Here is a 20,869-nt window from a genome sequence, read left to right as displayed (position 1 = left end):
GGAGCCCCGCGGCGCACGGATTTACTTGACGTGCTTGCCGATCAGGCCGGCCATCTCGAACATCGACACCTGGGCCTTGCCGAAGATTTCCTTCAGCTTGGCGTCGGCGTTGATCAGGCGCTTGTTGACCTTGTCTTGCAGGTTGTTCTTCTTGATGTACGTCCACAGCTTGCTCACCACTTCGGTGCGCGGCAGCGGGTTGGCACCCACCACGGCGGCCAGGGCGGCGCTGGGCGTCAGGGCCTTCATGAACGCGGCGTTGGGCGTGCGCTTCTTGGCGGGCGCGGCCTTCTTCGCGGCGGGCTTCTTGGCGGGTGCGGCCTTCTTGGCAGGGGCCTTCTTCGCCGGAGCGGCCTTCTTGGCCGGGGCCTTGGCGGCTACTTTCTTAGCCGGTGCTGCTTTCTTTGCGGGAGCAGCCTTCTTGGCGGGAGCAGCTTTTTTTGCAGGTGCTTTTTTCGCCGGAGCTTTCTTTGCAGTTGCCATGATTGAATTTCCTTCTAGAAGTTGAATTAACCACCAGCGAAAAACTGCTTCTCCACTGGCAATGCGGATGCTACTGGAGAAAAAACGCGTTTCCAAGCGAAAAAGTACTTTTTTCGCTCTGGCGTGTTGTTTTTTTATGCGCCGTTTTCAGGCCGTTTTCCCTCTGAAGATCAGAAAAACGCCCAGCAGGATCACGCCGCAGGAAAGCCACTCGGCCGCGGTGACCGCTTCGCCGGCAAAAACCACCCCCAGAAAAAGCGCGATCAAGGGGTTCACGAAGGCGTAGCTGGTGGCCAATGCAGGCGATGCGTGGGCCAGCAGGTAGAGGTAGGCGCTGAAGGCGATCAGTGAGCCGAACACCACGAGATAGCCCCAGGCGGCCACTGCCAGCGGCTGCGGCGGCCATGCGGGCTGTTCACCCAGTGCGAGAGAAAGCAGCATCAACACCGCGCCGCCACACAACATTTCGCTCGCGAAGCCCGCCGGTCCCGCGGCCAGGGGCAGCCGCGTGGTGGACAGCACCGAGCCCAGCGACCAGGCCAGCGTGGCGCCCGCGATGCAGGCAATGCCCACGGGCGCCGCCGAGAAACTGGCGCCGCGCACCAGCAGCAGCACGCCACCCAGGCCGACCGCCATGCCCAGCAGTTCCAGCCGGCCCGGACGCTGGCCGAACATCAGGCCCCATGCGCAGACCAGCATCGGCACCACGGCGATGAAGGCGGCAATCAGCCCCGAGCCGATGTGCAGCTCGGCGCTGGCCGTGAGCCCCATGCCGCCGCCCAGCATCAGCGCGCCGATGGCCAGCGCGTTGCGCCACTGGAGGCGCGAGGGCAGCGGCTTGCCGCGCCACAGCACCCAGCCCATCAGCAGCGCGCCGGCCACCAGGAAGCGGGTGCCCATCTGGAAGAAGGGCGGAAAGCGCGGCAGCGCGAGGCGGATGGCCAGGTAGGTGGAGCCCCACACCAGGTAGCAGGCGAGCAGGGCGGGCACCAGCAGCGTCGCCGCGCGGCGGGCGGGCGCGAGGGGGAGGGTGGTCGTGTCCATGCCGCAAATCGTAGGTTGCCCGGCGCCGGCGAACCATGCATGATTCAAGGCGAGTAGGGCAGTTCGCCTTTGTTTTCAGGTTTGAAAGCGATGCAGACCGAAGTTTCCGAATTCGATCATTACGACAGCCGCATCCTGGCCGAGCTGCAGCGCGATGCGCGCATCTCCATGGCCGAGCTGGGCCGGCGCGTGCACCTGAGCCAGCCGGCCGTGACCGAGCGGGTGCGCAAGCTGGAGCTTGCCGGCGTGATCAAGGGCTACCGCGCCGAGGTGGACTACCACCGCCTGGGCTACGGCATCCGAGCCATCGTGCGCGTGGGGCGGGTCGAATACGCCCGGGTGGTGAAGCTGATCGAGCAGACGCCCGAGGTCGTCAACGCCTACAACGTGACCGGCGAAGACAGCTGGGTGCTGGAGATCGCCGTGATCGACGTGCCGCATCTGGACGCGGTGGTCACGAAGTTCTGCATCCTGACCGAAACCTCGACCTGCATCGTGCTCAATGCCCCGCGCGAGAATGCGGCCGTGCTGCCGGCCCGCCGCGAGAACATCAAACCCGTCATCAAGAAAGTCACCGGAAAATGACCCGCCCCTTTGCGACCTGCGATCTGTGCGATGCTCACAAGAACGACGTCAGCGGCCAGTTTCGCGTGCTGCCGCCCGTGTTTCGCGACTTCGGCGCGGTGCGCCGGTTCAGCGGCCCGGTGGCCACCGTCAAGTGCTTCGAGGACAACTCGCTGGTGAAGGCCGCGGTGGACTCGCCTGGCCAGGGCCGCGTGCTGGTGGTGGACGGCGGCGGCTCGCTGCGCCGCGCGCTGCTGGGCGGCAACCTCGGGGCCGCGGCCGCGAAGAACGGCTGGGCCGGCGTGGTGATCGACGGCTGCGTGCGCGACGTGGCCGAGCTGGCGCAGCAGCAGGTCGGCATCCGCGCGCTGGCGTCCATGCCGCTGCCGACCGAGAAGCGCAACGAGGGGCAGCAAGACGTGGCGGTGCAGCTCCAGGGCGTCTGGCTGCGCCCTGGCGACTGGCTCTATGCCGACGAGGACGGCATCGTGGTGGCGGACCGGGCGCTGGCTTGAGTCTTTTTGCCGCCGGGCCGCCCCAAGGCAAAAAGCGGCCCCTCGGGGGGGCAGCGAGCTACACGCAGTGAGCGAGCGTGGGGGCGACGCTAGCGTCGGCCCGGCAGCGTGGCCAGCACCACGCCCACCAGCGCCACCGCGAACGCCAGCATCTGCGCGCTGGAGAGGGTTTCGCCCAGCACCACCACGCCCACCAGCGCAGCGCTGACCGGCAGCATCACGGTGAACACGCCGGCCTGCGCCGCAGGCACGCGTTTCAGGCCCGTCATCCAGAGCCACACGGTCCAGACGCTGGCGGCCAGCGCGTAGAACACCAGCAGCACCCAGGTGCCGCTGGCCACGGCGGGAAAGTCGAAATCCAGCGCCAGGTACAGGCCCATGGGCGTCATCAGCACAAAGCCCCAGAGGTTGATCAGCGAGGAGATGCGCTTGGGGCCGAGCGCCCCGGTGAGCTTCTTGCCGATCACGGCATAGGCGGCTTCGCACAGCACGGCGCCGAACACCAGCAGATTGCCCAGCCAGGCCCGTTGAGAAGCCAGATCGGCCGCAGGTCCAGGTGCAGCGGTCGCAGAGTGCTCTGGTTTTGATAGCGCCAGCAGCCCGATGCCGAGCGCGGCGCAGGCCACCGCACCCCAGATGCGCGCGCCGATGCGCTCGCGCAGGAAGGCCCAGCTCATCAGCGCCACCACGGCGGGAATGGCGGCCATGATCACGCCGGCCGAGACGGCGCTGGTCAGGCTCACGCCGTACAGCATGCAGATCGAGAACAGGAAGTTGCCGAGGAACGATTCGAGGAACACCAGTTGCCGCGTCTGCGCCGTCATCGGCGGCTCATCAGCGGGCTTCTTCAGCCAGGGCAGCATGGCCAGCACGCCGATGCCAAAGCGCAGCCAGGCCAGCAGGAAGACGGGCAGGGCCGCGGCCAGCGGCTTGGACAGGGCGACGTAGCTGCCCACCAGCGACATGCTCAGTGCCAGGCTGCCATAGGCCAGCCAGCGCCCGGTTGGGGAATGATTCACTAGACTGTTTTCCTTGGAACGAATCAGCAAAGCCGCACATCATGCCCCAAGCCCCTGCCACGCCGCCGCGTCATGTCTTCGTCTACGGCACCCTGCGCCGCGGCGGCGACAACGACATGACCCGGCTCGCGCCCGCGCCCCGCTTCGTTGGCGCCGCGACGATCCAGGGTGTCATGTACCACCTGGGCCGCTATCCGGGGGTGACGCTGGGCGGCGCGCGGGCCGTGCAGGGCGAGGTCTACGAGATCGAGCCGGCGCTCGAGCGGGTGCTGGACGAGATCGAGGAGCTGTCCCCGCTGCCGAGCAGCGAGTACTTCAAGCGCATCGTCCCGGTGCAGGTGATGGGGCGCTGGCTCGACTGCATCGTCTATGAGATCAACCCGGACCATGTGCACGGGAGGCCGGTGATCGCCGGCGGCGACTGGGTGCCGGGCCGGTGAGCACGGCAGGGCCTGGCCAGCGGTTTTCATCAATCCTGAATTTGATTTCTTAATATGAAAAATCAGAATGCTGCGCTGCAAGAATTTTTCTCAATACAAGAAATTATTTATCACATTGAGAAAAATAATGAATAAGCCTTTGATTTGATTGAGATAAATTTATCTCTTGTATAAGACATAAGAGCTTCACAAGGTCTTGTAGAAGACTTAAAGTTCACCCATCGTCTCAACCAACCTTGGAGTGAACCATGACCTCTTGGACCCACCTGACCCGCGAACAGCAAATCGCCGCCCTGGAAAAAGACTGGGCTGAAAACCCCCGCTGGAAGGGCATCAAGCGCGGCTACTCCGCGGCCGACGTGGTGCGCCTGCGCGGTTCGCTGCAGGTCGAGCACACGCTGGCCAAGCGCGGCGCCGAGAAGCTGTGGAGCCTGATCAACACCGAGCCCTTCGTCAACTCGCTGGGCGCGCTCACCGGCAACCAGGCCATGCAGCAGGTCAAGGCCGGCCTGAAGGCGATCTACCTGTCGGGCTGGCAAGTCGCCGGCGACGCCAACAGCAACGGCGAGATGTACCCCGACCAGTCGCTGTACTCGGTGGACTCGGTGCCCAAGGTCGTGAAGAAGATCAACGCCACCTTCGCCCGCGCCGACCAGATCCAGTGGTCCGAAGGCAAGAATGCCGGCGACGCCGGCTACACCGACTTCTTCGCGCCCATCGTGGCCGATGCCGAAGCCGGTTTCGGCGGCGTGCTGAACGCCTTCGAACTGATGAAGGCCATGATCGAGGCCGGCGCCGCCGGCGTGCACTTCGAAGACCAGCTGGCCGCCGCCAAGAAGTGCGGCCACATGGGCGGCAAGGTGCTGGTGCCCACCCGTGAAGCCGTCTCCAAGCTCGTGGCCGCCCGCCTGGCCGCCGACGTGATGGGCACGCCCACCATCCTGCTGGCCCGCACCGACGCCGAGGCCGCCGACCTGGTGACCACCGACGTGGACGACAACGACAAGCCCTTCTTCACCGGCGAGCGCACGGTGGAAGGTTTCTACCGCAGCCGCAACGGCCTGGAGCAGGCCATCAGCCGCGGCCTGGCCTACGCCGAGTACGCCGACCTGATCTGGTGCGAGACCGGCACGCCCGACCTGGCCTTCGCCAAGGCCTTCGCCGATGCGATCCACGCCAAGTTCCCCGGCAAGCTGCTGGCCTACAACTGCTCGCCCAGCTTCAACTGGAAGAAGAACCTGGACGACGCCACCATCGCCAAGTTCCAGAAGGAACTGGGCGCTATGGGCTACAAGTTCCAGTTCATCACGCTGGCCGGCTTCCACAGCCTGAACTACTCCATGTTCAACCTGGCCTACGGCTATGCCCGCAACAACATGAGCGCCTTCGTGGAGCTGCAGCAGGCCGAGTTTGCCGCCGCCGAGCGGGGCTTCACCGCGGTGAAGCACCAGCGCGAGGTGGGCACGGGCTACTTCGACGCCGTGACCACCACGATCGAGGCCAATGCCTCGACCGCCGCGCTCAAGGGCTCGACCGAAGACGAACAGTTCTTCGACCACAAGAAGGCCGCCTGATCCTTCCGGCTCTAGGCCCAGCCCGCCGGTTCGCCCGGCGGGCTTTTTTGTTGGCGGCTTTTGGCGTAGAGTGGCGCGACTTACCGCAAGGAGACCGCCCATGAGCGAGGGAACCGTGGCCTTTCAGCGCACCCCCTGTCCGGACTGCAACGGCACGGGCGAACTGCGCATCGAGAGCGAGAACATCAACGAGAACTTCGAGGTCGAGAAGCAGACCGTGATCACGACCTGCCCCGCCTGCCAGGGCCTGGGATTCCAGGTGCCGGGCAAAAGCGGCGCCAGCGGTTAAAATGGCCGCCTTCACTGCAACCAACAGCAAGAACGGGAAAGGCAGCTTCGGTTATGACACCGCGAACTACATCCAGAGGTTTTTTCGGCCTTGAGGGCCGGTAGTCCGCGCGCCCCGGTCTTTCCAAGCTATCAAATTCATAGTAAAGCGCGGCCTGGCCCGCGCTTTATTTTTTTCTGAGAAGAATTGACCCATGATCCACATCACGCTTCCCGACGGTTCCCAACGTGACTACCCCGGCCCGGTGACGGTGGCCGAGGTGGCCGCCTCCATCGGCGCCGGCCTGGCCAAGGCCGCACTGGCCGGCAAGGTCGACGGCAAGGTGGTCGACACCAGCTTCACCCTCGAGAAGGACAGCCAGGTGGCGATCGTGACCGCCAAGGATGCCGACGGCCTGGAGGTGATCCGCCACTCGACGGCTCACCTGCTGGCCTATGCGGTCAAGGAGTTGTTCCCCGAGGCCCAGGTCACCATCGGCCCGGTGATCGAGAACGGCTTCTTCTACGACTTCTCGTACAAGCGCCCGTTCACGCCTGAGGACCTGGAGGCGATCGAGAAGCGCATGACGCAGCTCGCCGCCAAGGACGAGCCGGTGACGCGCCGCGTGCTGCCGCGCGACGAGGCCGTGGCCTACTTCAAGAGCCTCGGCGAACACTACAAGGCCGAGATCATCGCCAGCATCCCGGCCAATGAGGATGTGTCGCTGTACCGCGAGGGCGGCTTCGAGGACCTGTGTCGCGGCCCGCACGTGCCGAGCACGGGCAAGCTCAAGTTCTTCAAGCTCATGAAGGTGGCCGGCGCCTACTGGCGCGGCGACCACCGCAACGAGATGCTGCAGCGCATCTACGGCACGGCCTGGGCCACCAAGGACGAACTGCAGCAGTACCTCACGATGCTGGAGGAGGCCGAGAAGCGCGACCACCGCAAGCTCGGGCGCGAGCTGGACCTGTTCCACCTCGACGAGCACTCGCCCGGCACGGTGTTCTGGCATACCAAGGGCTGGGCGGTCTGGCAGCAGGTGGAGCAGTACATGCGCCGCGTCTACCGCGACAACGGCTACCAGGAGGTCAAGGGCCCGCAGTTGCTGGACGCCTCGCTCTGGGAGAAGACCGGCCACTGGGACAAGTACCGCGAGAACATGTTCACGACGGAATCGGAGAAGCGCGACTACGCGCTCAAGCCGATGAACTGCCCGGGCCACATCCTGATCTACAAGCAGGGCATCAAGAGCTACCGCGACCTGCCGCTACGCTTCGGCGAATTCGGCAACTGCCACCGCAACGAGCCCACCGGCGGCCTGCACGGCATCATGCGGGTGCGCGCCTTCACGCAGGACGATGGCCACATCTTCTGCACCGAAGAGCAGATCCAGGCCGAGTGCGTGGCCTTCACGACGCTGCTGCAGAAGGTCTACAAGGACTTCGGCTTCACCGAGATCATCTACAAGCTGGCCACGCGGCCCGAGAAGCGCATCGGTTCCGAGGAAAGCTGGGACAAGGCCGAGCAGGCGCTGGCGCAGGGGCTGCGCGCCTCGGGCTGTGATTTCGAGATCACCCCCGGGGAGGGCGCGTTCTACGGCCCCAAGATCGAGTACACGCTCAAGGATGCGCTGGGCCGCCAGTGGCAGTGCGGGACCATGCAGGTGGACCCCAACATGCCCGAGCGCCTGGACGCCGAGTACGTGGGCGAGGACGGCAGCCGCCACCGCCCCATCATGCTGCACCGGGCCATCGTCGGCAGCCTGGAGCGTTTCATCGGCATGCTGATCGAACACCACGCCGGCGCCATGCCCGCCTGGCTCGCGCCGGTGCAGGTTTCCGTGCTCAATATCACTGATTCCCAGGCGGATTACGCCCAAGAAGTGGCCAAAACGCTGCAGAATCAAGGGCTTAGGGTCGCTTTAGACCTGCGCAACGAGAAAATTACGTATAAAATACGGGAGCATTCGATGCAAAAGCTGCCCTATATCCTCGTCGTGGGTGACAAGGAGAAGGCAGCAGGTGCCGTCGCAGTGCGCGCCCGAGGCAACCAGGACCTCGGTGTGATGTCCCTCGATGCGTTCGCGCAGAAAATCGCAGGCGATATCGCTCACAAGCTCTGATTTGCAGCAATGCAAATGCTGGTTTTTGAAAGAAAACAGCTGCTTGTCCGCGTGTACCGGACGGTGTTTGCTACAGATTTTTTAGCAGAATTTTTAAAGGATTGAGCCATCGCTACTGAATTTCGCGACCGCCGCCAGCGCGAGGAACGCAAACACCGCCTGAACCGGGAGATCATGGCCCCGGAAGTCCGCCTGAGCGGACCCGAGAACGAGCCCTTGGGCATTGTCAGCCTGTCCGAAGCCCTGCGAATGGCAGGCGAGCTGGATGTGGATCTGGTGGAGATCGTGGCTGCGGCCAATCCCCCGGTCTGCCGCCTGATGGACTACGGCAAGTTCAAGTACCAGGAGCAGAAGAAGGCGGCGGAAGCAAAGTCCAAGCAGACGGTCATCGAAATCAAGGAAATCAAGTTCCGGCCCGGTACCGACGATGGCGACTACAACATCAAGATGCGCAACATCCGGCGCTTTCTTGCTGAGGGCGACAAGTGCAAGATCACGCTGCGCTTCCGGGGGCGCGAGATCACGCACCAGGAAATCGGCATGGCGCTGTTGCAGCGCATTCGTGACGAGTTGGCGGACCTGATCGTGGTCGAGCAGTTCCCCAAGCTCGAAGGCCGGCAGATGATCATGATGATCGCGCCGGGCAAGAAGAAGGCGGCCCCCAAGGCTGCCGCGGTCGAACCGGCTCCGGCCGCGACGACGGCGTAAAGAGGATTTGCCTGGCGCCGGCTGAAAGGCCGGCACAGGCAGCGCGGCAGCCCTTCGGGGCTGCTGCAACGCGCGGGGCCCAGGCCCTGCGCGAATGCGGCGGGGTCATGCCCGCCGCTAAAAGTGGCTCGGGGCCATCAAGTCTGCGTCAGGTTCGCAGCGCCTCACGAGCACAATGAAGAAGGAGCATTCACATGCCCAAAATGAAGACCAAGAGCAGCGCGAAAAAGCGTTTCCGCGTTCGTCCCGGTGGCACCGTTAAGCGCGGTCAAGCCTTCAAGCGTCACATCCTGACCAAGAAGACCACCAAGAACAAGCGCCACCTGCGCGGTGCCGTCACGGTGCATGAAACCAACATGGTTTCGATGGCCGCGATGCTGCCCGGCATGGGCATTTAATCAACGACGAACAAGGAGTAACACATGCCTCGCGTCAAACGTGGTGTAACGGCTCGCGCCCGCCACAAGAAAGTTCTCGCCCTCGCCAAGGGTTTCCGCGGCCGCCGCGGCAATGTCTTCCGCATCGCCAAAGAAGCGGTGATGAAGGCCGGGCAATATGCCTACCGTGACCGCCGTACCAAGAAGCGCGTATTCCGCCAGTTGTGGATCGCCCGTATCAACGCCGCCGCGCGTGAACTGGGCCTGACCTACAGCCAGTTCGCCAACGGCCTGAAGAAGGCCTCCATCGAGATCGACCGCAAGGTGCTGGCCGACCTCGCCGTGCATGACAAGGCTGCTTTTGGCAGCATCGTGGAGCAAGTCAAGGCCAAGCTGGCTGCTTGATTCCCGCGGTGACCTGCTGTTGATCTAATAGCAGGAACTCAAGCAAACAGAAGGGCTGAGGCTTGAAAGAGCTTCAGCCCCTCTTTTTTGGTTCGCCAATTTCCAGAGCATTTATGAACGAGTTGGACTCCCTGGTCGAAAGCGCGACTTCCCTGTTCGCGCAAAGCACGACGCCTGCCGATCTCGAAAACGCCAAGGCGCAGTTTCTAGGCAAGGCCGGGCGCATCACCGAACTCATGAAGGGCATGGCCGCCCTCAGCGTGGAAGAAAAGAAGACGCGCGGCGCCGCCATCAACCTCGCCAAGCAGGCCATCGAGGCTGCATTGACCCGGCGCCGCCAGGCCCTGGCCGACGCGGAGCTGCAGGTTCAGCTCAAGGCCGAGGCGCTGGACGTCTCGCTGCCGGGCCGCCAGCGCGGGCAGGGCGGTCTGCACCCGGTGTCGCTGACGCTGGAGCGCATCGAGGCGATCTTCGGTTCGATGGGCTTCGACGTGGCGCAGGGCCCGGAGATCGAGACCGACTGGTTCAACTTCACCGCACTGAACACGCCCGAAGACCATCCGGCGCGTTCCATGCACGACACCTTCTACGTCGAGGGCGGTTCGCCCGAGGCGCCCAACCTGCTGCGCACCCACACCAGCCCGATGCAGATCCGCTATGCGGTGCAGCACGTCAAGAAGCACCGCGCGCGCATCGATGCCGGCCTGGGCATGCCAGAGATCCGCGTGATCGCCCCGGGGCGCACCTACCGCGTGGACAGCGATGCCACGCACTCGCCGATGTTCCACCAGTGCGAAGGCCTGTGGGTCGGCGAGAACGTGAGCTTCAAGGACCTGAAGGTCGTGTTCACCGACTTCTGCCGCACCTTCTTCGAGAGCGACGACCTGGTGCTGCGCTTCCGCCCGAGCTTCTTCCCCTTCACCGAGCCCAGCGCCGAGATCGACATCCAGTTCCAGCACGGCCCGCTGGCCGGCCGCTGGCTCGAAGTTTCGGGCTCGGGCCAGGTGCACCCGAACGTGGTGCGCAACATGGGCCTGGACCCCGAGAAATACATCGGCTTCGCCTTCGGCATGGGCCCGGACCGCCTGACCATGCTGCGCTACGGCGTGAACGACCTGCGCCTGTTCTTCGACGGCGACATCCGCTTCCTGAGCCAGTTCCAGTAAACCGACAGACACGAGAGAAGAAAAGCATGCAATTCCCCGAGTCGTGGCTGCGCGAGTTCTGCAACCCGCTGCTGACCACCGAACAACTGGCCGAGACGCTGACCATGGCCGGGCTCGAAGTCGAAGAGCTCAAGCCGGTGGCGCCGCCGTTCACGAAGATCGTGGTGGGCGAGATCAAGGAAGCCGTGCAGCATCCCAATGCCGATCGCCTGCGGGTGTGCCAGGTGGATGCGGGGCAGGGCGCCCTGCTCAATATCGTCTGCGGCGCGCCCAACGCCCGCGTCGGCATCAAGGTGCCGGTTGCGCTGGCCGGTGCCGAACTGCCGCCGGGCGAAGACGGCAAGCCCTTCCTGATCAAGGTCGGCAAGCTGCGCGGCGTCGAAAGCCAGGGCATGCTGTGCTCGGCGCGCGAGCTCAAGCTGTCAGAGGACCATGGCGGCCTGCTCGAACTCGCGGCCGACGCACCCGTGGGGCAGGACATCCGCGCCTACCTGAACCTCGATGACACGCTGTTCACGCTGAAGCTCACGCCCAACCTGGCCCATGCGCTGAGCGTCTATGGCATTGCGCGCGAGGTGTCTGCACTGACCGGTGCACCCCTCAAGCAGCCGGCATTTCCGCCCACTGCGGTGAAGTACCAGGACCGGCTGCCGGTGCGGATCAGCGCCCCCGACCTGTGCGGCCGCTTCTCCGGACGGATCGTGCGCAACGTCGACACCCAGGCGGCCACGCCGCAGTGGATGGTGGACCGGCTGGCCCGCTGTGGCCAGCGCAGCGTCACGGCGCTGGTGGACATTTCCAACTACGTGATGTTCGAGTTCGGCCGTCCTTCGCACATCTTCGATCTCGACAAGATCCACGGCGGCCTCGACGTGCGCTGGGGCCAGGCCGGTGAACAGCTCAAGCTGCTCAATGGCAACACCGTGACGGTGGACGACAAGGTCGGCGTGATCGCCGATGACGCCCAGGTCGAATCGCTCGCCGGCATCATGGGCGGTGATGCCACAGCGGTGTCGGACGACACGAAGAATGTCTATGTCGAGGCCGCGTTCTGGTGGCCCCAGTCCATCGCCGGCCGCTCGCGCCGCTACAACTTCTCCACGGATGCCGGCCATCGCTTCGAGCGTGGTGTGGACCCGGGCCAGACGGTGGAGCACATCGAACGCATCACCCAGTTGATCCTCGACATCTGCGGGGGCGAGGCCGGCGTGATGGACGACCAGATCGCCCATCTGCCGGCGGCTGCGCCCGTCGTGCTGCGTGTCGCACGCGCGGCCAAGGTGATCGGCATGCCTCTCACCCAGGCGCAGTGCGCCGAGGCGCTCAGGCGCCTGGGCTTGCCGCTGACCGAAGGCGAGGGCACGCTGACCGTGGTGCCGCCGTCCTACCGGTTCGATCTGCAGATCGAGGAGGACCTGATCGAGGAAGTGGCGCGTCTGGTGGGCTACAACCAGCTGCCGACCACGCCGCCGCTGGCCCCCATCACCGCCAGGATCCGCGCCGAATCGCAGCGCAGCGCGTTTGCCGTGCGGCGCGCGCTGGCGGCTCTCGGCTACCAGGAAACCATCAATTTCAGCTTCGTCGAGGAACGCTGGGAGCGCGAGCTGGCGGGCAATGCCGAGCCCATCAAGCTGCTCAACCCGATTGCCAGCCAGATGAGCGTGATGCGCTCGTCGCTGCTTGGCTCGCTGCTGCAGGTCCTGAAGTTCAACCTGGACCGCAAGGCGCAGCGCGTGCGCGTGTTCGAACTGGGGCGCGTGTTCCTGCGAGACGCCTCGGTGCGCGATACCGACACGACGGTTGCCGGCGTGCATCAGCCGATGCGTGTCGCCGGCATGACCTATGGCAGTGTCGATGCGCCGCAATGGGGTCGCAAGGACCAGGGCGTGGACTTCTTCGATGCGAAAGGCGATGTCGAGGCGCTGCTGGCGCCTTTGCAGGCGTCCTTCGAGCCGGCGCAGCATCCGGCCATGCACCCTGGACGTTGCGCGAGGGTCATCCTCGACGGCAAGGCCATCGGCTTTGTCGGCGAACTCCATCCCCAGTGGCGCCAGGGCTACGACCTGGCGCATGCGCCCGTCATGTTCGAACTGGAACTGGATGCCGTGCTGCAGCGCGCGGTACCGGCTTTCCGGCCGGTTGCCAAGCACCAGGCCGTGGAGCGCGACATCGCCGTACTGGTGACCGAATCGGTGACCCACGCGGCGCTCATGGCGGCCGTGCAGGCGGCCCCGACGAACGGCCTGCTGCGCGGTGCCGTGCTGTTTGACGTCTACCGTCCCAAGCAAGCCGGCGGCGGCATGGGCGAGGGCGAGAAGAGCCTGGCCGTGCGCTTGACGCTCAACAGCGATGAAGCCACACTGACCGACGAGCAGATCGAAGCCGCCGTGCAGGCCGTGGTCGGCCAGCTGGTCGATCAGCTCGGTGCGCGCCTGCGTGCCTGAGCGGGCCCCATCAGAAGCCACAACAGAGAGAGGACCCCATGGAATTTGCCGTTGAAAGCCTGGAGACGCCGGCCTTGACCAAGGCGCAGCTGGCAGAGCTGCTGTTCGAGCAGATCGGCCTGAACAAGCGTGAATCCAAGGACATGATCGATGCGTTCTTCGACCTGATTTCCGACAGCCTGGTCGAAGGCCGCGACGTCAAAATCTCGGGCTTCGGCAACTTTCAGATCCGCACCAAGGCCCCGCGTCCGGGACGCAACCCGCGGACCGGGGAGGCCATCCCGATCCAGGCGCGCCGTGTCGTGACGTTCCATGCCAGCCACAAGCTCAAGGAACAGATCCAGGGCGAGCAGGATGTCCCGGACATGGCCTGAGAAACAACACTTCGTTGCATTTTCGGGGCTGCGGGCGCAGGGGCTTTGCACGCCAGGCCCAGTTAGAGTAACCTCGAAGCTTTCCCCTGTACAACATTGATTTCAATGGAGAAAGCTCTCCCACCCATCCCAGCCAAACGCTATTTCACCATTGGTGAGGTCAGCGATTTGTGCGGTGTCAAACCGCACGTGCTACGGTATTGGGAGCAGGAATTCACGCAGTTGCGACCCATGAAGCGACGTGGCAACCGCCGGTATTACCAGCACCATGAGGTGCTGATGATCCGCCGCATCCGCGACCTGCTGTACGACCAGGGATTCACCATCAGCGGTGCGCGCAACAAGCTGCAGGAGCTGGTGCAGGTGGAACGCGACAAGCGGCGCAATGGCGAAGTCATGCTCGAAGGCGTGGAGGTGATCGAAGGCGACGATTCGAGCTTTGACGACTTCGAAGACAGCGTGTCGCTCGACGAGGACAGCCAGGTGTCGCAGAAGCTTTTGCTGGTGCGGCGAGAATTGTTCGAAATACGCGAGCTCCTGTCCGCGACGCACTGAGTCACGGGTTATAATCTGAGGCTTGTCGGCGTGTAGCGCAGCCTGGTAGCGCACTTGCATGGGGTGCAAGGGGTCGCGAGTTCGAATCCCGCCACGCCGACCATTAAAAACAAGGCCCCGCTGCTATGAAAATAGCAGCGGGGCTTTTTGTTTCCGTTGAATGGGATCGGTGCGATCAGCTCAAGACCTCAAGCACGCGATAGGCGAAGGCGAGGTCATGCGGAGGCCGAATCCCCTCGCAGGTACTGGGTGGGCGTCACGCCAAAGCTGCGCTTGAACAAGGCGATGAATGCGCTGATGCTACTGTAGCCGAGTTCAAGTGCAGTGGCGGTGACGGAATGCCCCTCAGCCAGCAGTTCGAGGGAGCGCAGCAGGCGCGCCCGCTGCCGCCAGGCGCCCAGGCTGTAGCCGGTCTCCACTGGAAAGCGCCGACTCAGCGTGCGTGGGGAGACATTCGCCAGCGCCGCCCAGTCCTCCAGCGAGTGCTCCAATGCCGGCTCCTTTAGCAACCCCTGCGCGATCTTCACCAGCGATGTGCTGGTTGGCATCGGCAGGTTGAGCGCCTGCGCAGGCAGCGAGCGGACTTCCTGCACCACCACTTGCTCAAGCAGACCGCGCATGGGGTCCGCAGGCGCTTCGTGCAGGGACTCCAGCCGGCGCAAGGTTTCGCGCAGCAGGGCCGAGAGGCGCAGCGTGGCTGGCTGCTGCGGCAGACCCTCGCAAGCGCTTGCACGCACATACACGCTCCAACCGTCGACCTGGCCATGCGTGTTCGCCCAATGCAATTGCCCGGGTGGAATCCAGACCGCGTGCACATTCGGCACCAGCCATTTTCCGGCAGTGGTGCCTAGCGTTATGAGGCCGCGCCAGACGCCGAGCAACTGCCCGCGCCCGTGGCTGTGCGCATCGACCAGGGTGTGTCCTTCAATGCATTGCGAAACGACGACCACCAAGGGGCCGGCGTCGTCGTTCTTCGGGTCGGCAATCCCGGGCGGGTAGGGTGGGAGCATGGCGCAAATGAGGTATCGATTGACCTGAATAGCATAGCTTCGCCACGGATGCCAACCTAGCATGGCCTTTCATCCAGGAGTAAATGACCATGCAAGACCCCAGCGTTCTGCCCGAAGGTGCGGCGGATCTTTTCGTGCATATGGCCCCGCGCGAGCCTGTCGATCTCGGTGCGCTGTACGCAGCGCCGCCGCCGATGATCCAGAAAGCGGTGACCAACTACCTTACCGAATACCACCGCGCGTATCTGGAGATCGCGACCTTCTTCTGCCTGGCCACCGGGCGTCAGGACGCAGGCCTGGACGCCTCTCCGCGCGGCGGCCCGCCGGGCTTCGTGCGGATGCTGGACGCGACCACGCTCGTCTTTGCGGACTGGCCCGGCAACAACCGCATCGAGTCCTTGCGCAACCTGCAGCATGACGACAGAGTCGCCATGCTCTTTCTGTTCCCGGGGCTGGAGGTGTTCATGCGCATCAACGGCTGCGCCCGCATCTCGACGGCCTCCGAACTGCTTGAGGAACTCGCGGAGGGAGCAAAACAGCCCAAGGCCGCCGTCGTGGTGAAGGTCGAGGAAGCGCTGTTCCATTGCGGAAAAGCCGTCAACCGTGCGCGGCTGTGGAACCCCGCATCGCAGGTGGATCGCGCCAGCCTGCCCAGCGTCGGCACGGTGCTGGTTGCGCTGGCCGGACTGAGCGGCGTGTCTGCGTCGGCACTGGATGCCAAGTACGACGTGGCGGTCAAGCAAGAGCTGTACTGACATCGAACATCAAAACGCAAGGCAGGAAAATCATGGCAAACAAGATCTGGTTCATCACGGGCGCTTCCCGGGGATTCGGGCACGCATGGACGCAGGCGGCGCTGGCGCGCGGCGACCAAGTGGTCGCTACCGCGAGATCCCTGGAAACGCTGCGGCCGTTGGCCGAAAAATATGGCAATGCGGTGCTGCTACTGGCGCTTGATGTCACGGACCGCGCCGCGGTATTCGCGGCCGTCGAGACGGCCAAGGCGCACTTTGGCCGGCTGGACGTGGTCGTCAGCAATGCGGGCTACGCGCTGTTCGGCACGATCGAGGAGAGCAGCGAGGCGCAGGCGCGCGCGCAGTTCGAGACCAATCTGTTCGGAACGCTGTGGGTTATCCAGGCCGCACTGCCGCACCTGCGGGCGCAGGGCGGCGGACATCTGCTGGTGACCTCCAGCATCGCAGGCGTAATTACTTTCCCAACGGCAGGCATCTACAACGCAACCAAGTGGGCTGTCGAAGGGCTCATGGAAACGCTGGCGTCGGAGGTCGAAGCCTTCGGCATCCGCGTGACGCTGATCGAGCCCGGCGGCTACGACACCGACTGGCGCGGGGCCTCGGCCGCCACCACCGTGCCGATGGAGGCCTATGGTGAACTGCGCCGGAAGATCAAGGCGCTCAGTGCGGGTCGGGCATTGGGCCAGCCTGCCTCCACCTCGGCAGCCATTCTTGCGGTGGTCGACGCGCAGGAGCCGCCGTTGCGGCTCTTCCTTGGCAGGGCTGGCCTGCCCGCCGCGAGACAAGCCTATACGCAACGGCTGTCGGTGTGGGAAGCTTGGGCCGCGGAGTCGGACGCAGCCCAGGGGTGAAACGTCAGGGCCGACATCATCGGGCCAACGGCCGGCCGGTTTCGCTCGCTTCCTCCCCATGGAAGGCGGAGCCGGTGGACAGCACGCCGTCATAGCGCGCAGCCTTGTGCTCAAGAGAGAACTTGCGGCCTGGAAGCCGAGATCAAGGTAGCTGCCTGAGGCATGGCGCCCTATAGGGAGGCCCCCTCGTTTCCCTAAGCATTCCCGGGGTGTCTCGCGCGGCCCTTGGCCACTCTGGACCGATACCTTGCCGCCCACGCCAGGACCGCCAGGCCCACGACCAAGCAGAGGTCGGCCGCCCCGCCGCCACTTCCAGCGACGGGTGCAAACGGATTCTGGATCGCCCCGCCCAGCGAGGAGCCTCCCGCCTGCACTTCCGCCGTTGCCACAAAACTCAAGGCGCCTCCCATCGTCACCGGCGTCATCTCCAGTACAGACAAACCGCGCGCGCCACGCCCGGGCCAGGGATCGAACACCCCGATCGACACGATGTTGGGCCCGTACGGTGTCGGGTAGTACTGGATCGCCGTTGCCACCACCGCATGCCCCGCCGTCCCGATGATGAAGGGGCGGTTCTGATCCAGCTCCTGAACCAGCCGGCTGTTGTCGAGCGTGGAAACATTCGCCGCGGGATCGAACGCCCCGTGCAGGCGCGCCGTGAACGGTCGTTGCGCATCGTCCAGCCAGGACCGATTGAGCGCCTGCGCCATCACCACCCCGGCCACCGCCGGCATGTTCACCACGCCGCCATAGGCCTCCGCCACGATCCGCGGCTGAGCCACGCTGTAGCCGTAGTAGCTGAACAGCATTGAAATCGAGGCCGCCCAGCACCACTGGCTCTGCGCCTGGGCCTGGTAGGCCGTCTGTGCAAAGCGAGTGAAATCGACCTGCGAGATGCACAGTGTGCCGCTTGGGGTGGCCTGACAGGTCGTGCTGGCCTGTGCGGCCTGGCTCAGGCCCCAGACCATGACGAACAGCCACAGTCGAAGAATCGCCTTCATCCTCATCCCTCCTGCGAATGTCTCTTGCCGCGAGACTTGTTGAGCCGCAAGGTACGCCACATCCGAGCCGCCGTCATCCCCTGAATGGAGGAGAGCAGGGCCCACCCATCAGACAACACCGCGCAGCGCGGCCTTGAGCGTTATTGAAGGCGATTCGTTCGCCTGATCCTTGAGCTACCAGCTCTTCGGTCAATTGCTATGCTATTGATAGCAACCAATGACCGCTGTGCCTGGACATCGGGCTGATTTGATACTGAATTCCCTCAAAACTCCCCATACGCGGTCCGTCAGTCGGGCCTGACTGTGGTCAACGACACCCAAGGCCGCGCCTCACCGCCGGCGTTGTCCGGCCGACCGCATAGAATCCAGCAGGCAGTTCCCGGGGTTCGTCGTCTTCCATCCTCCACTGGTACCAGCACCGACCGTGACAACCGTTGTTTTTGCTGATCTCGTAGGCAGTACCGGCATCTTCGAGCGGCTGGGCGATGAGACGGCTTCGCGCTTCGTGACCCAGATCACCACGGCACTCAGCAAGGTGTTCGAACAGCACCAGGGCCGTGTCGTCAAGCTGCTCGGCGATGGGCTTTTCGTGGTGTTTCCCGGCGAGGCCGAGGCGCTGGCGGCCTGCGTCTCGATCCAGCAGAGCCTTCATGAGCACCCTGTGCGGCCGGGCGGCGCCGGCCACCCGGTCCAGATGCAGATGGGTGTCGAGTCGGGCGAGGTGGTCGAGATCCAGGGCGATTGCTTTGGGGATGCCGTCAACAGCGCCGCCCGTCTGGCCGATCTCGCCGGTGCCGAGCAGATCCTGACGACGCAGCGGGTGCTGGAGGCCCTGCTTCCCCTGCAGCGGGCGACCCTGCGAGGCCTGGGTCCCATGTACCTGCGCGGGAAATCCGAGGCCACCGAGGTCTATCGGGTCGAGTGGCTGGCCGGGCGGGATGCCGATGCCACCATCATGGGCGCCTCCCTGGCGACCCCGCCGAAACAGCATCATCTGGAAATCTCTGCCGCCGGCCAGACCCTGCGGCTGGCGCCTTTCGCGGACAAGCTCTCGATTGGGCGGGCTGCCGATGCCTCGCTGTCGATCAACGACTCCCGCGTGTCGCGCACGCACGCCATGCTGGAGTGGCGCGGCGGCCAGTTCGTATTGAGCGATCTGTCGAGCTATGGCACCTGGGTGTACGCCGGCGGCCAGAGCGCGCCCGTGGTGCTGCGGCGCACCGAGTGCTACCTGGTCGGCCACGGCCAGATTGCGCTGGGCTGCGAGCGCGAGGCCAACGGCGCGCCGCTGGTGCTGTTCACGGTCACGGCCTGACGCAGCAGGGCGCACGGTAGAATGAAATTCCCCGTGTCCATCGACCCGCTGATGCCGTGAGTCTCAAGAAACTTGGCCGCTACGACCTGGTTCGCGTTCTTGGCAAAGGCGCGATGGGCATCGTCTATGAGGGGCGCGACCCCAATCTGGACCGGCGGGTGGCCATCAAGACGGTCAAGGTCGAGAACCTCTCGGACGAAGCGGCCGCGGAATATGAATTGCGCTTTCGCACGGAGGCGCGTTCCGCGGCACGGCTGCAGCATCCCCACATCGTCAGCGTCTACGACTCGGACCGCGACGGCGACACCGCCTTTCTCGTCATGGAGTACATCCAGGGCGACGACCTGAAGCACCATCTGGACAAGGGTGTCCGCTACTCGCTGGGCCAGACGCTGGAGATGGTTTGCGACCTGTTGGACGCGCTGGACTATGCGCACAGGCAGGGCATCGTGCACCGCGACATCAAGCCCGCGAACATGCTGATCGAGGCCAGCGGTCGCATCAAGCTCACCGATTTCGGCGTGGCCCGCATCCAGGACTCCGGCGAGGCCACGCGGACCCGGGGTGCCATTGTCGGGACATTGAAGTACATGTCGCCCGAGCAGGTTCGCGGCTTGCAGGTGGACGCGCGTACCGACCTGTTCTCGGCGGGCGTCGTTCTCTACCAGTTGCTCACCGACAGGCGGCCATTCGATGGCGACAACGATTTTTCCATCATCCATCGCATCATCAACCACACGCCCGAACCCCCCAGCGAGTTCAACGCCGGGTTGCCGCACGCGATGGATGCGGTCATGGCGAAGGCGTTGGCGAAGAACCGCGACGAGCGTTATGCCTCTGCCGGTGAATTCGCCGAGGCCTTGCGGGCGGCGGCCCGGCAGGTGGAAAACACCACCTTCATGCCACCCGTCGATCCCTTGAAGCAACTCGCCGATGAGGCCGCGAGCATGGGCATGGCAGGCGCGGCCACGGCGAGTGCCGGCCACGCCACCGGCTCGGCCGCCTCGGCCACGAGCGCCAGCGCCAGCACCGTGACGCAGGAACTCGAACTGGTCTATTGGAAGGACGTCAAGGATTCAACCGATCCTGCAGAGCTCCAGGTCTTTCTGCGCAAGTTCCCCTCGGGCATCTATGCCGAGCTGGCCGACCGGCGCTTGAAGAAGTTGCTCGGCAGTTCGCCACAGGACGCCGGGGAAGCGACACGTACCTTGTTCGAGCCAAGAGACGGGGGCGCCGCGCCTTCGGAGGCCGATGTCCACCAGGCGATGGCCGCCTCCGCTTCGCCCCAGGCGCCAGGCCCAGCGGCAGCGCCGGCCCGCAAGCCCTGGGTCATCGCGCTGGCGTCGCTGGCGATGCTGGTGTTGGCCGGCTCCACGGCCTGGTTCGCGCTCAAGGCGGATGGAGAGCCAAGCCATACCGCCGGCGACAGGCCTGCCGGCCCCGCATCGGCCGCGCGCACGGCCGGCGCCGACGAAGTGGCGTCTGGCGGCCCGGTGGCGGCGCTGCCTGTCGAGCCCGCGGTATCGAGCGCTGCCACGGCGGCTTCTGCAGACAAACCGAAGGGAGCGGCCAGCCAGGCTGCCATGCGCTCACCCAAAGCGAGCGCGCCGGCACTTGCCGATCGCAGCGAAGGGGCCAAGCCCGTGCCGGCACCGGTGCGCCGAGAGGCGGAGTCCAAGGCCGCGACGCTGGTGGCCGGTGCGTCAGCGCCTGCGGCCAGTCCGCGCGATGCCTGCGAAAACCGCTTGCTGCTGGCCTTTCAGATCTGCATGGCCGAGCAATGCGCGAAGCCGGCATTCCAATCCCATCCCATTTGCGTCGAGCGCCAGGAGATGGACCGCAAGCGGCGAGAGAGCCAGATGCAGAACTGAAGCCCGCG

22 protein-coding genes and 1 tRNA gene are annotated in these 20,869 nt (G+C 64.8%); 18 read left to right on the top strand and 5 right to left on the bottom strand.

Annotation, left to right across the window (positions count from 1 at the left end; genetic code table 11):
- Nucleotides 1–21: 21 nt before the first annotated feature.
- Nucleotides 22–483, bottom strand: a complete 462-nt coding sequence (locus tag MMF98_RS11020; protein WP_243306313.1) for an SWIB/MDM2 domain-containing protein — start codon at nucleotides 481–483, stop codon at nucleotides 22–24.
- Between the two features lie 147 nt (nucleotides 484–630).
- A complete protein-coding gene (gene yedA, locus MMF98_RS11015; RefSeq protein WP_243306312.1) occupies nucleotides 631–1,527 on the bottom strand; it encodes a drug/metabolite exporter YedA in 897 nt (298 codons plus the stop codon).
- 90 nt (nucleotides 1,528–1,617) lie between these two features.
- Here yedA and MMF98_RS11010 point away from each other — a divergent pair, with 90 nt between their 5' ends.
- Both MMF98_RS11010 and rraA read left to right on the top strand, forming a co-directional pair.
- Nucleotides 1,618–2,112: an Lrp/AsnC family transcriptional regulator gene (locus MMF98_RS11010; RefSeq protein ID WP_243306311.1), complete on the top strand. Its 495-nt coding sequence runs from the start codon at nucleotides 1,618–1,620 to the stop codon at nucleotides 2,110–2,112.
- The gene (gene rraA, locus MMF98_RS11005) at nucleotides 2,109–2,606 is read left to right on the top strand and encodes a ribonuclease E activity regulator RraA (RefSeq protein WP_243306310.1); all 498 of its coding nucleotides are present in this window, start codon (nucleotides 2,109–2,111) and stop codon (nucleotides 2,604–2,606) included. Before MMF98_RS11010 ends, rraA begins: the two co-directional genes overlap by 4 nt.
- Before the next feature lie 89 nt (nucleotides 2,607–2,695).
- Here rraA and MMF98_RS11000 read toward each other — a convergent pair whose 3' ends face one another.
- Nucleotides 2,696–3,571 carry a DMT family transporter gene (locus MMF98_RS11000; RefSeq protein WP_243307378.1) on the bottom strand — a complete coding sequence of 292 codons (876 nt, stop codon included), beginning with the start codon at nucleotides 3,569–3,571 and terminating at the stop codon, nucleotides 2,696–2,698.
- Nucleotides 3,572–3,666: 95 nt separating this feature from the next.
- Here MMF98_RS11000 and MMF98_RS10995 point away from each other — a divergent pair, with 95 nt between their 5' ends.
- The 12 genes from MMF98_RS10995 to MMF98_RS10940 all read left to right on the top strand — a co-directional run bounded on the left by MMF98_RS10995 (nucleotide 3,667) and on the right by MMF98_RS10940 (nucleotide 14,161).
- Entirely contained in the window at nucleotides 3,667–4,065 is a 399-nt protein-coding gene (locus tag MMF98_RS10995; protein ID WP_243306309.1) for a gamma-glutamylcyclotransferase family protein, read from the top strand.
- Between the two features lie 266 nt (nucleotides 4,066–4,331).
- A complete protein-coding gene (aceA, locus tag MMF98_RS10990; RefSeq protein WP_243307376.1) occupies nucleotides 4,332–5,639 on the top strand; it encodes an isocitrate lyase in 1,308 nt (435 codons plus the stop codon).
- A gap of 100 nt (nucleotides 5,640–5,739) precedes the next feature.
- Nucleotides 5,740–5,928: a hypothetical protein gene (locus tag MMF98_RS10985; protein ID WP_243306308.1), complete on the top strand. Its 189-nt coding sequence runs from the start codon at nucleotides 5,740–5,742 to the stop codon at nucleotides 5,926–5,928.
- Between the two features lie 193 nt (nucleotides 5,929–6,121).
- Complete coding sequence (gene thrS / locus MMF98_RS10980; RefSeq protein ID WP_243306307.1) at nucleotides 6,122–8,029, top strand: threonine--tRNA ligase; 1,908 nt, start codon at nucleotides 6,122–6,124, stop codon at nucleotides 8,027–8,029.
- Between the two features lie 108 nt (nucleotides 8,030–8,137).
- Nucleotides 8,138–8,737 (top strand): translation initiation factor IF-3, encoded by a 600-nt coding sequence (gene infC / locus MMF98_RS10975; RefSeq protein WP_341481306.1) that lies wholly within the window; start codon nucleotides 8,138–8,140, stop codon nucleotides 8,735–8,737.
- 194 nt (nucleotides 8,738–8,931) lie between these two features.
- Nucleotides 8,932–9,135: a 50S ribosomal protein L35 gene (gene rpmI / locus MMF98_RS10970; RefSeq protein WP_132733279.1), complete on the top strand. Its 204-nt coding sequence runs from the start codon at nucleotides 8,932–8,934 to the stop codon at nucleotides 9,133–9,135.
- Between the two features lie 24 nt (nucleotides 9,136–9,159).
- Complete coding sequence (rplT, locus tag MMF98_RS10965; protein ID WP_243306305.1) at nucleotides 9,160–9,519, top strand: 50S ribosomal protein L20; 360 nt, start codon at nucleotides 9,160–9,162, stop codon at nucleotides 9,517–9,519.
- Nucleotides 9,520–9,632: 113 nt separating this feature from the next.
- Nucleotides 9,633–10,685 carry a phenylalanine--tRNA ligase subunit alpha gene (gene pheS / locus MMF98_RS10960; RefSeq protein ID WP_243306304.1) on the top strand — a complete coding sequence of 351 codons (1,053 nt, stop codon included), beginning with the start codon at nucleotides 9,633–9,635 and terminating at the stop codon, nucleotides 10,683–10,685.
- A gap of 26 nt (nucleotides 10,686–10,711) precedes the next feature.
- Complete coding sequence (gene pheT, locus MMF98_RS10955) at nucleotides 10,712–13,129, top strand: phenylalanine--tRNA ligase subunit beta (RefSeq protein ID WP_243306303.1); 2,418 nt, start codon at nucleotides 10,712–10,714, stop codon at nucleotides 13,127–13,129.
- On the top strand, nucleotides 13,126–13,503 hold the full coding sequence (locus tag MMF98_RS10950) for an integration host factor subunit alpha (RefSeq protein WP_279343662.1): 378 nt from the start codon (nucleotides 13,126–13,128) through the stop codon (nucleotides 13,501–13,503). Before pheT ends, MMF98_RS10950 begins: the two co-directional genes overlap by 4 nt.
- A gap of 105 nt (nucleotides 13,504–13,608) precedes the next feature.
- Nucleotides 13,609–14,058 (top strand): MerR family transcriptional regulator, encoded by a 450-nt coding sequence (locus MMF98_RS10945; RefSeq protein WP_243306301.1) that lies wholly within the window; start codon nucleotides 13,609–13,611, stop codon nucleotides 14,056–14,058.
- Between the two features lie 26 nt (nucleotides 14,059–14,084).
- Nucleotides 14,085–14,161, top strand: a tRNA-Pro gene (locus MMF98_RS10940).
- A 112-nt stretch (nucleotides 14,162–14,273) separates the two neighbouring features.
- Here MMF98_RS10940 and MMF98_RS10935 read toward each other — a convergent pair.
- Nucleotides 14,274–15,068, bottom strand: coding sequence for a helix-turn-helix domain-containing protein (locus MMF98_RS10935; RefSeq protein WP_243306300.1), 795 nt, complete (start codon nucleotides 15,066–15,068; stop codon nucleotides 14,274–14,276).
- Nucleotides 15,069–15,157: 89 nt separating this feature from the next.
- On the opposite strand from MMF98_RS10935, the gene MMF98_RS10930 reads away from it, so the two are divergent.
- Together MMF98_RS10930 and MMF98_RS10925 are read left to right on the top strand one after the other, a co-directional pair.
- Entirely contained in the window at nucleotides 15,158–15,823 is a 666-nt protein-coding gene (locus MMF98_RS10930; protein WP_423837617.1) for an MSMEG_1061 family FMN-dependent PPOX-type flavoprotein, read from the top strand.
- Between the two features lie 32 nt (nucleotides 15,824–15,855).
- On the top strand, nucleotides 15,856–16,674 hold the full coding sequence (locus MMF98_RS10925) for an SDR family NAD(P)-dependent oxidoreductase (protein ID WP_243306299.1): 819 nt from the start codon (nucleotides 15,856–15,858) through the stop codon (nucleotides 16,672–16,674).
- A 194-nt stretch (nucleotides 16,675–16,868) separates the two neighbouring features.
- Here MMF98_RS10925 and MMF98_RS10920 read toward each other — a convergent pair whose 3' ends face one another.
- A complete protein-coding gene (locus tag MMF98_RS10920; RefSeq protein ID WP_243306298.1) occupies nucleotides 16,869–17,675 on the bottom strand; it encodes a papain-like cysteine protease family protein in 807 nt (268 codons plus the stop codon).
- Nucleotides 17,676–18,099: 424 nt separating this feature from the next.
- Here MMF98_RS10920 and MMF98_RS10915 point away from each other — a divergent pair, with 424 nt between their 5' ends.
- Both MMF98_RS10915 and MMF98_RS10910 read left to right on the top strand, forming a co-directional pair.
- Nucleotides 18,100–18,990 (top strand): adenylate/guanylate cyclase domain-containing protein, encoded by an 891-nt coding sequence (locus tag MMF98_RS10915; RefSeq protein ID WP_243306297.1) that lies wholly within the window; start codon nucleotides 18,100–18,102, stop codon nucleotides 18,988–18,990.
- Between the two features lie 56 nt (nucleotides 18,991–19,046).
- On the top strand, nucleotides 19,047–20,861 hold the full coding sequence (locus MMF98_RS10910) for a serine/threonine-protein kinase (RefSeq protein WP_243306296.1): 1,815 nt from the start codon (nucleotides 19,047–19,049) through the stop codon (nucleotides 20,859–20,861).
- Nucleotides 20,862–20,869 lie beyond the last annotated feature (8 nt).

It is taken from the genome of Variovorax terrae, assembly GCF_022809125.1.
GTDB lineage: Bacteria > Pseudomonadota > Gammaproteobacteria > Burkholderiales > Burkholderiaceae_C > Variovorax_A > Variovorax_A terrae.
The sequence above is the reverse complement of the archived record's forward strand: the minus strand, read 5'-3'. Positions and strand labels throughout refer to the sequence as shown.

What these genes read in the sequence shown, in the direction of transcription:
- MMF98_RS11020 (WP_243306313.1), bottom strand. Translation starts at nt 483, where the DNA reads ATGGCAACTGCAAAGAAAGCTCCGGCGAAAAAAGCACCTGCAAAAAAA.
- yedA (WP_243306312.1), bottom strand. Translation starts at nt 1,527, where the DNA reads ATGGACACGACCACCCTCCCCCTCGCGCCCGCCCGCCGCGCGGCGACG.
- MMF98_RS11010 (WP_243306311.1), top strand. Translation starts at nt 1,618, where the DNA reads ATGCAGACCGAAGTTTCCGAATTCGATCATTACGACAGCCGCATCCTG.
- rraA (WP_243306310.1), top strand. Translation starts at nt 2,109, where the DNA reads ATGACCCGCCCCTTTGCGACCTGCGATCTGTGCGATGCTCACAAGAAC.
- MMF98_RS11000 (WP_243307378.1), bottom strand. Translation starts at nt 3,571, where the DNA reads ATGTCGCTGGTGGGCAGCTACGTCGCCCTGTCCAAGCCGCTGGCCGCG.
- MMF98_RS10995 (WP_243306309.1), top strand. Translation starts at nt 3,667, where the DNA reads ATGCCCCAAGCCCCTGCCACGCCGCCGCGTCATGTCTTCGTCTACGGC.
- MMF98_RS10985 (WP_243306308.1), top strand. Translation starts at nt 5,740, where the DNA reads ATGAGCGAGGGAACCGTGGCCTTTCAGCGCACCCCCTGTCCGGACTGC.
- thrS (WP_243306307.1), top strand. Translation starts at nt 6,122, where the DNA reads ATGATCCACATCACGCTTCCCGACGGTTCCCAACGTGACTACCCCGGC.
- rpmI (WP_132733279.1), top strand. Translation starts at nt 8,932, where the DNA reads ATGCCCAAAATGAAGACCAAGAGCAGCGCGAAAAAGCGTTTCCGCGTT.
- rplT (WP_243306305.1), top strand. Translation starts at nt 9,160, where the DNA reads ATGCCTCGCGTCAAACGTGGTGTAACGGCTCGCGCCCGCCACAAGAAA.
- pheS (WP_243306304.1), top strand. Translation starts at nt 9,633, where the DNA reads ATGAACGAGTTGGACTCCCTGGTCGAAAGCGCGACTTCCCTGTTCGCG.
- pheT (WP_243306303.1), top strand. Translation starts at nt 10,712, where the DNA reads ATGCAATTCCCCGAGTCGTGGCTGCGCGAGTTCTGCAACCCGCTGCTG.
- MMF98_RS10945 (WP_243306301.1), top strand. Translation starts at nt 13,609, where the DNA reads ATGGAGAAAGCTCTCCCACCCATCCCAGCCAAACGCTATTTCACCATT.
- MMF98_RS10935 (WP_243306300.1), bottom strand. Translation starts at nt 15,068, where the DNA reads ATGCTCCCACCCTACCCGCCCGGGATTGCCGACCCGAAGAACGACGAC.
- MMF98_RS10930 (WP_423837617.1), top strand. Translation starts at nt 15,158, where the DNA reads ATGCAAGACCCCAGCGTTCTGCCCGAAGGTGCGGCGGATCTTTTCGTG.
- MMF98_RS10925 (WP_243306299.1), top strand. Translation starts at nt 15,856, where the DNA reads ATGGCAAACAAGATCTGGTTCATCACGGGCGCTTCCCGGGGATTCGGG.
- MMF98_RS10920 (WP_243306298.1), bottom strand. Translation starts at nt 17,675, where the DNA reads ATGAAGGCGATTCTTCGACTGTGGCTGTTCGTCATGGTCTGGGGCCTG.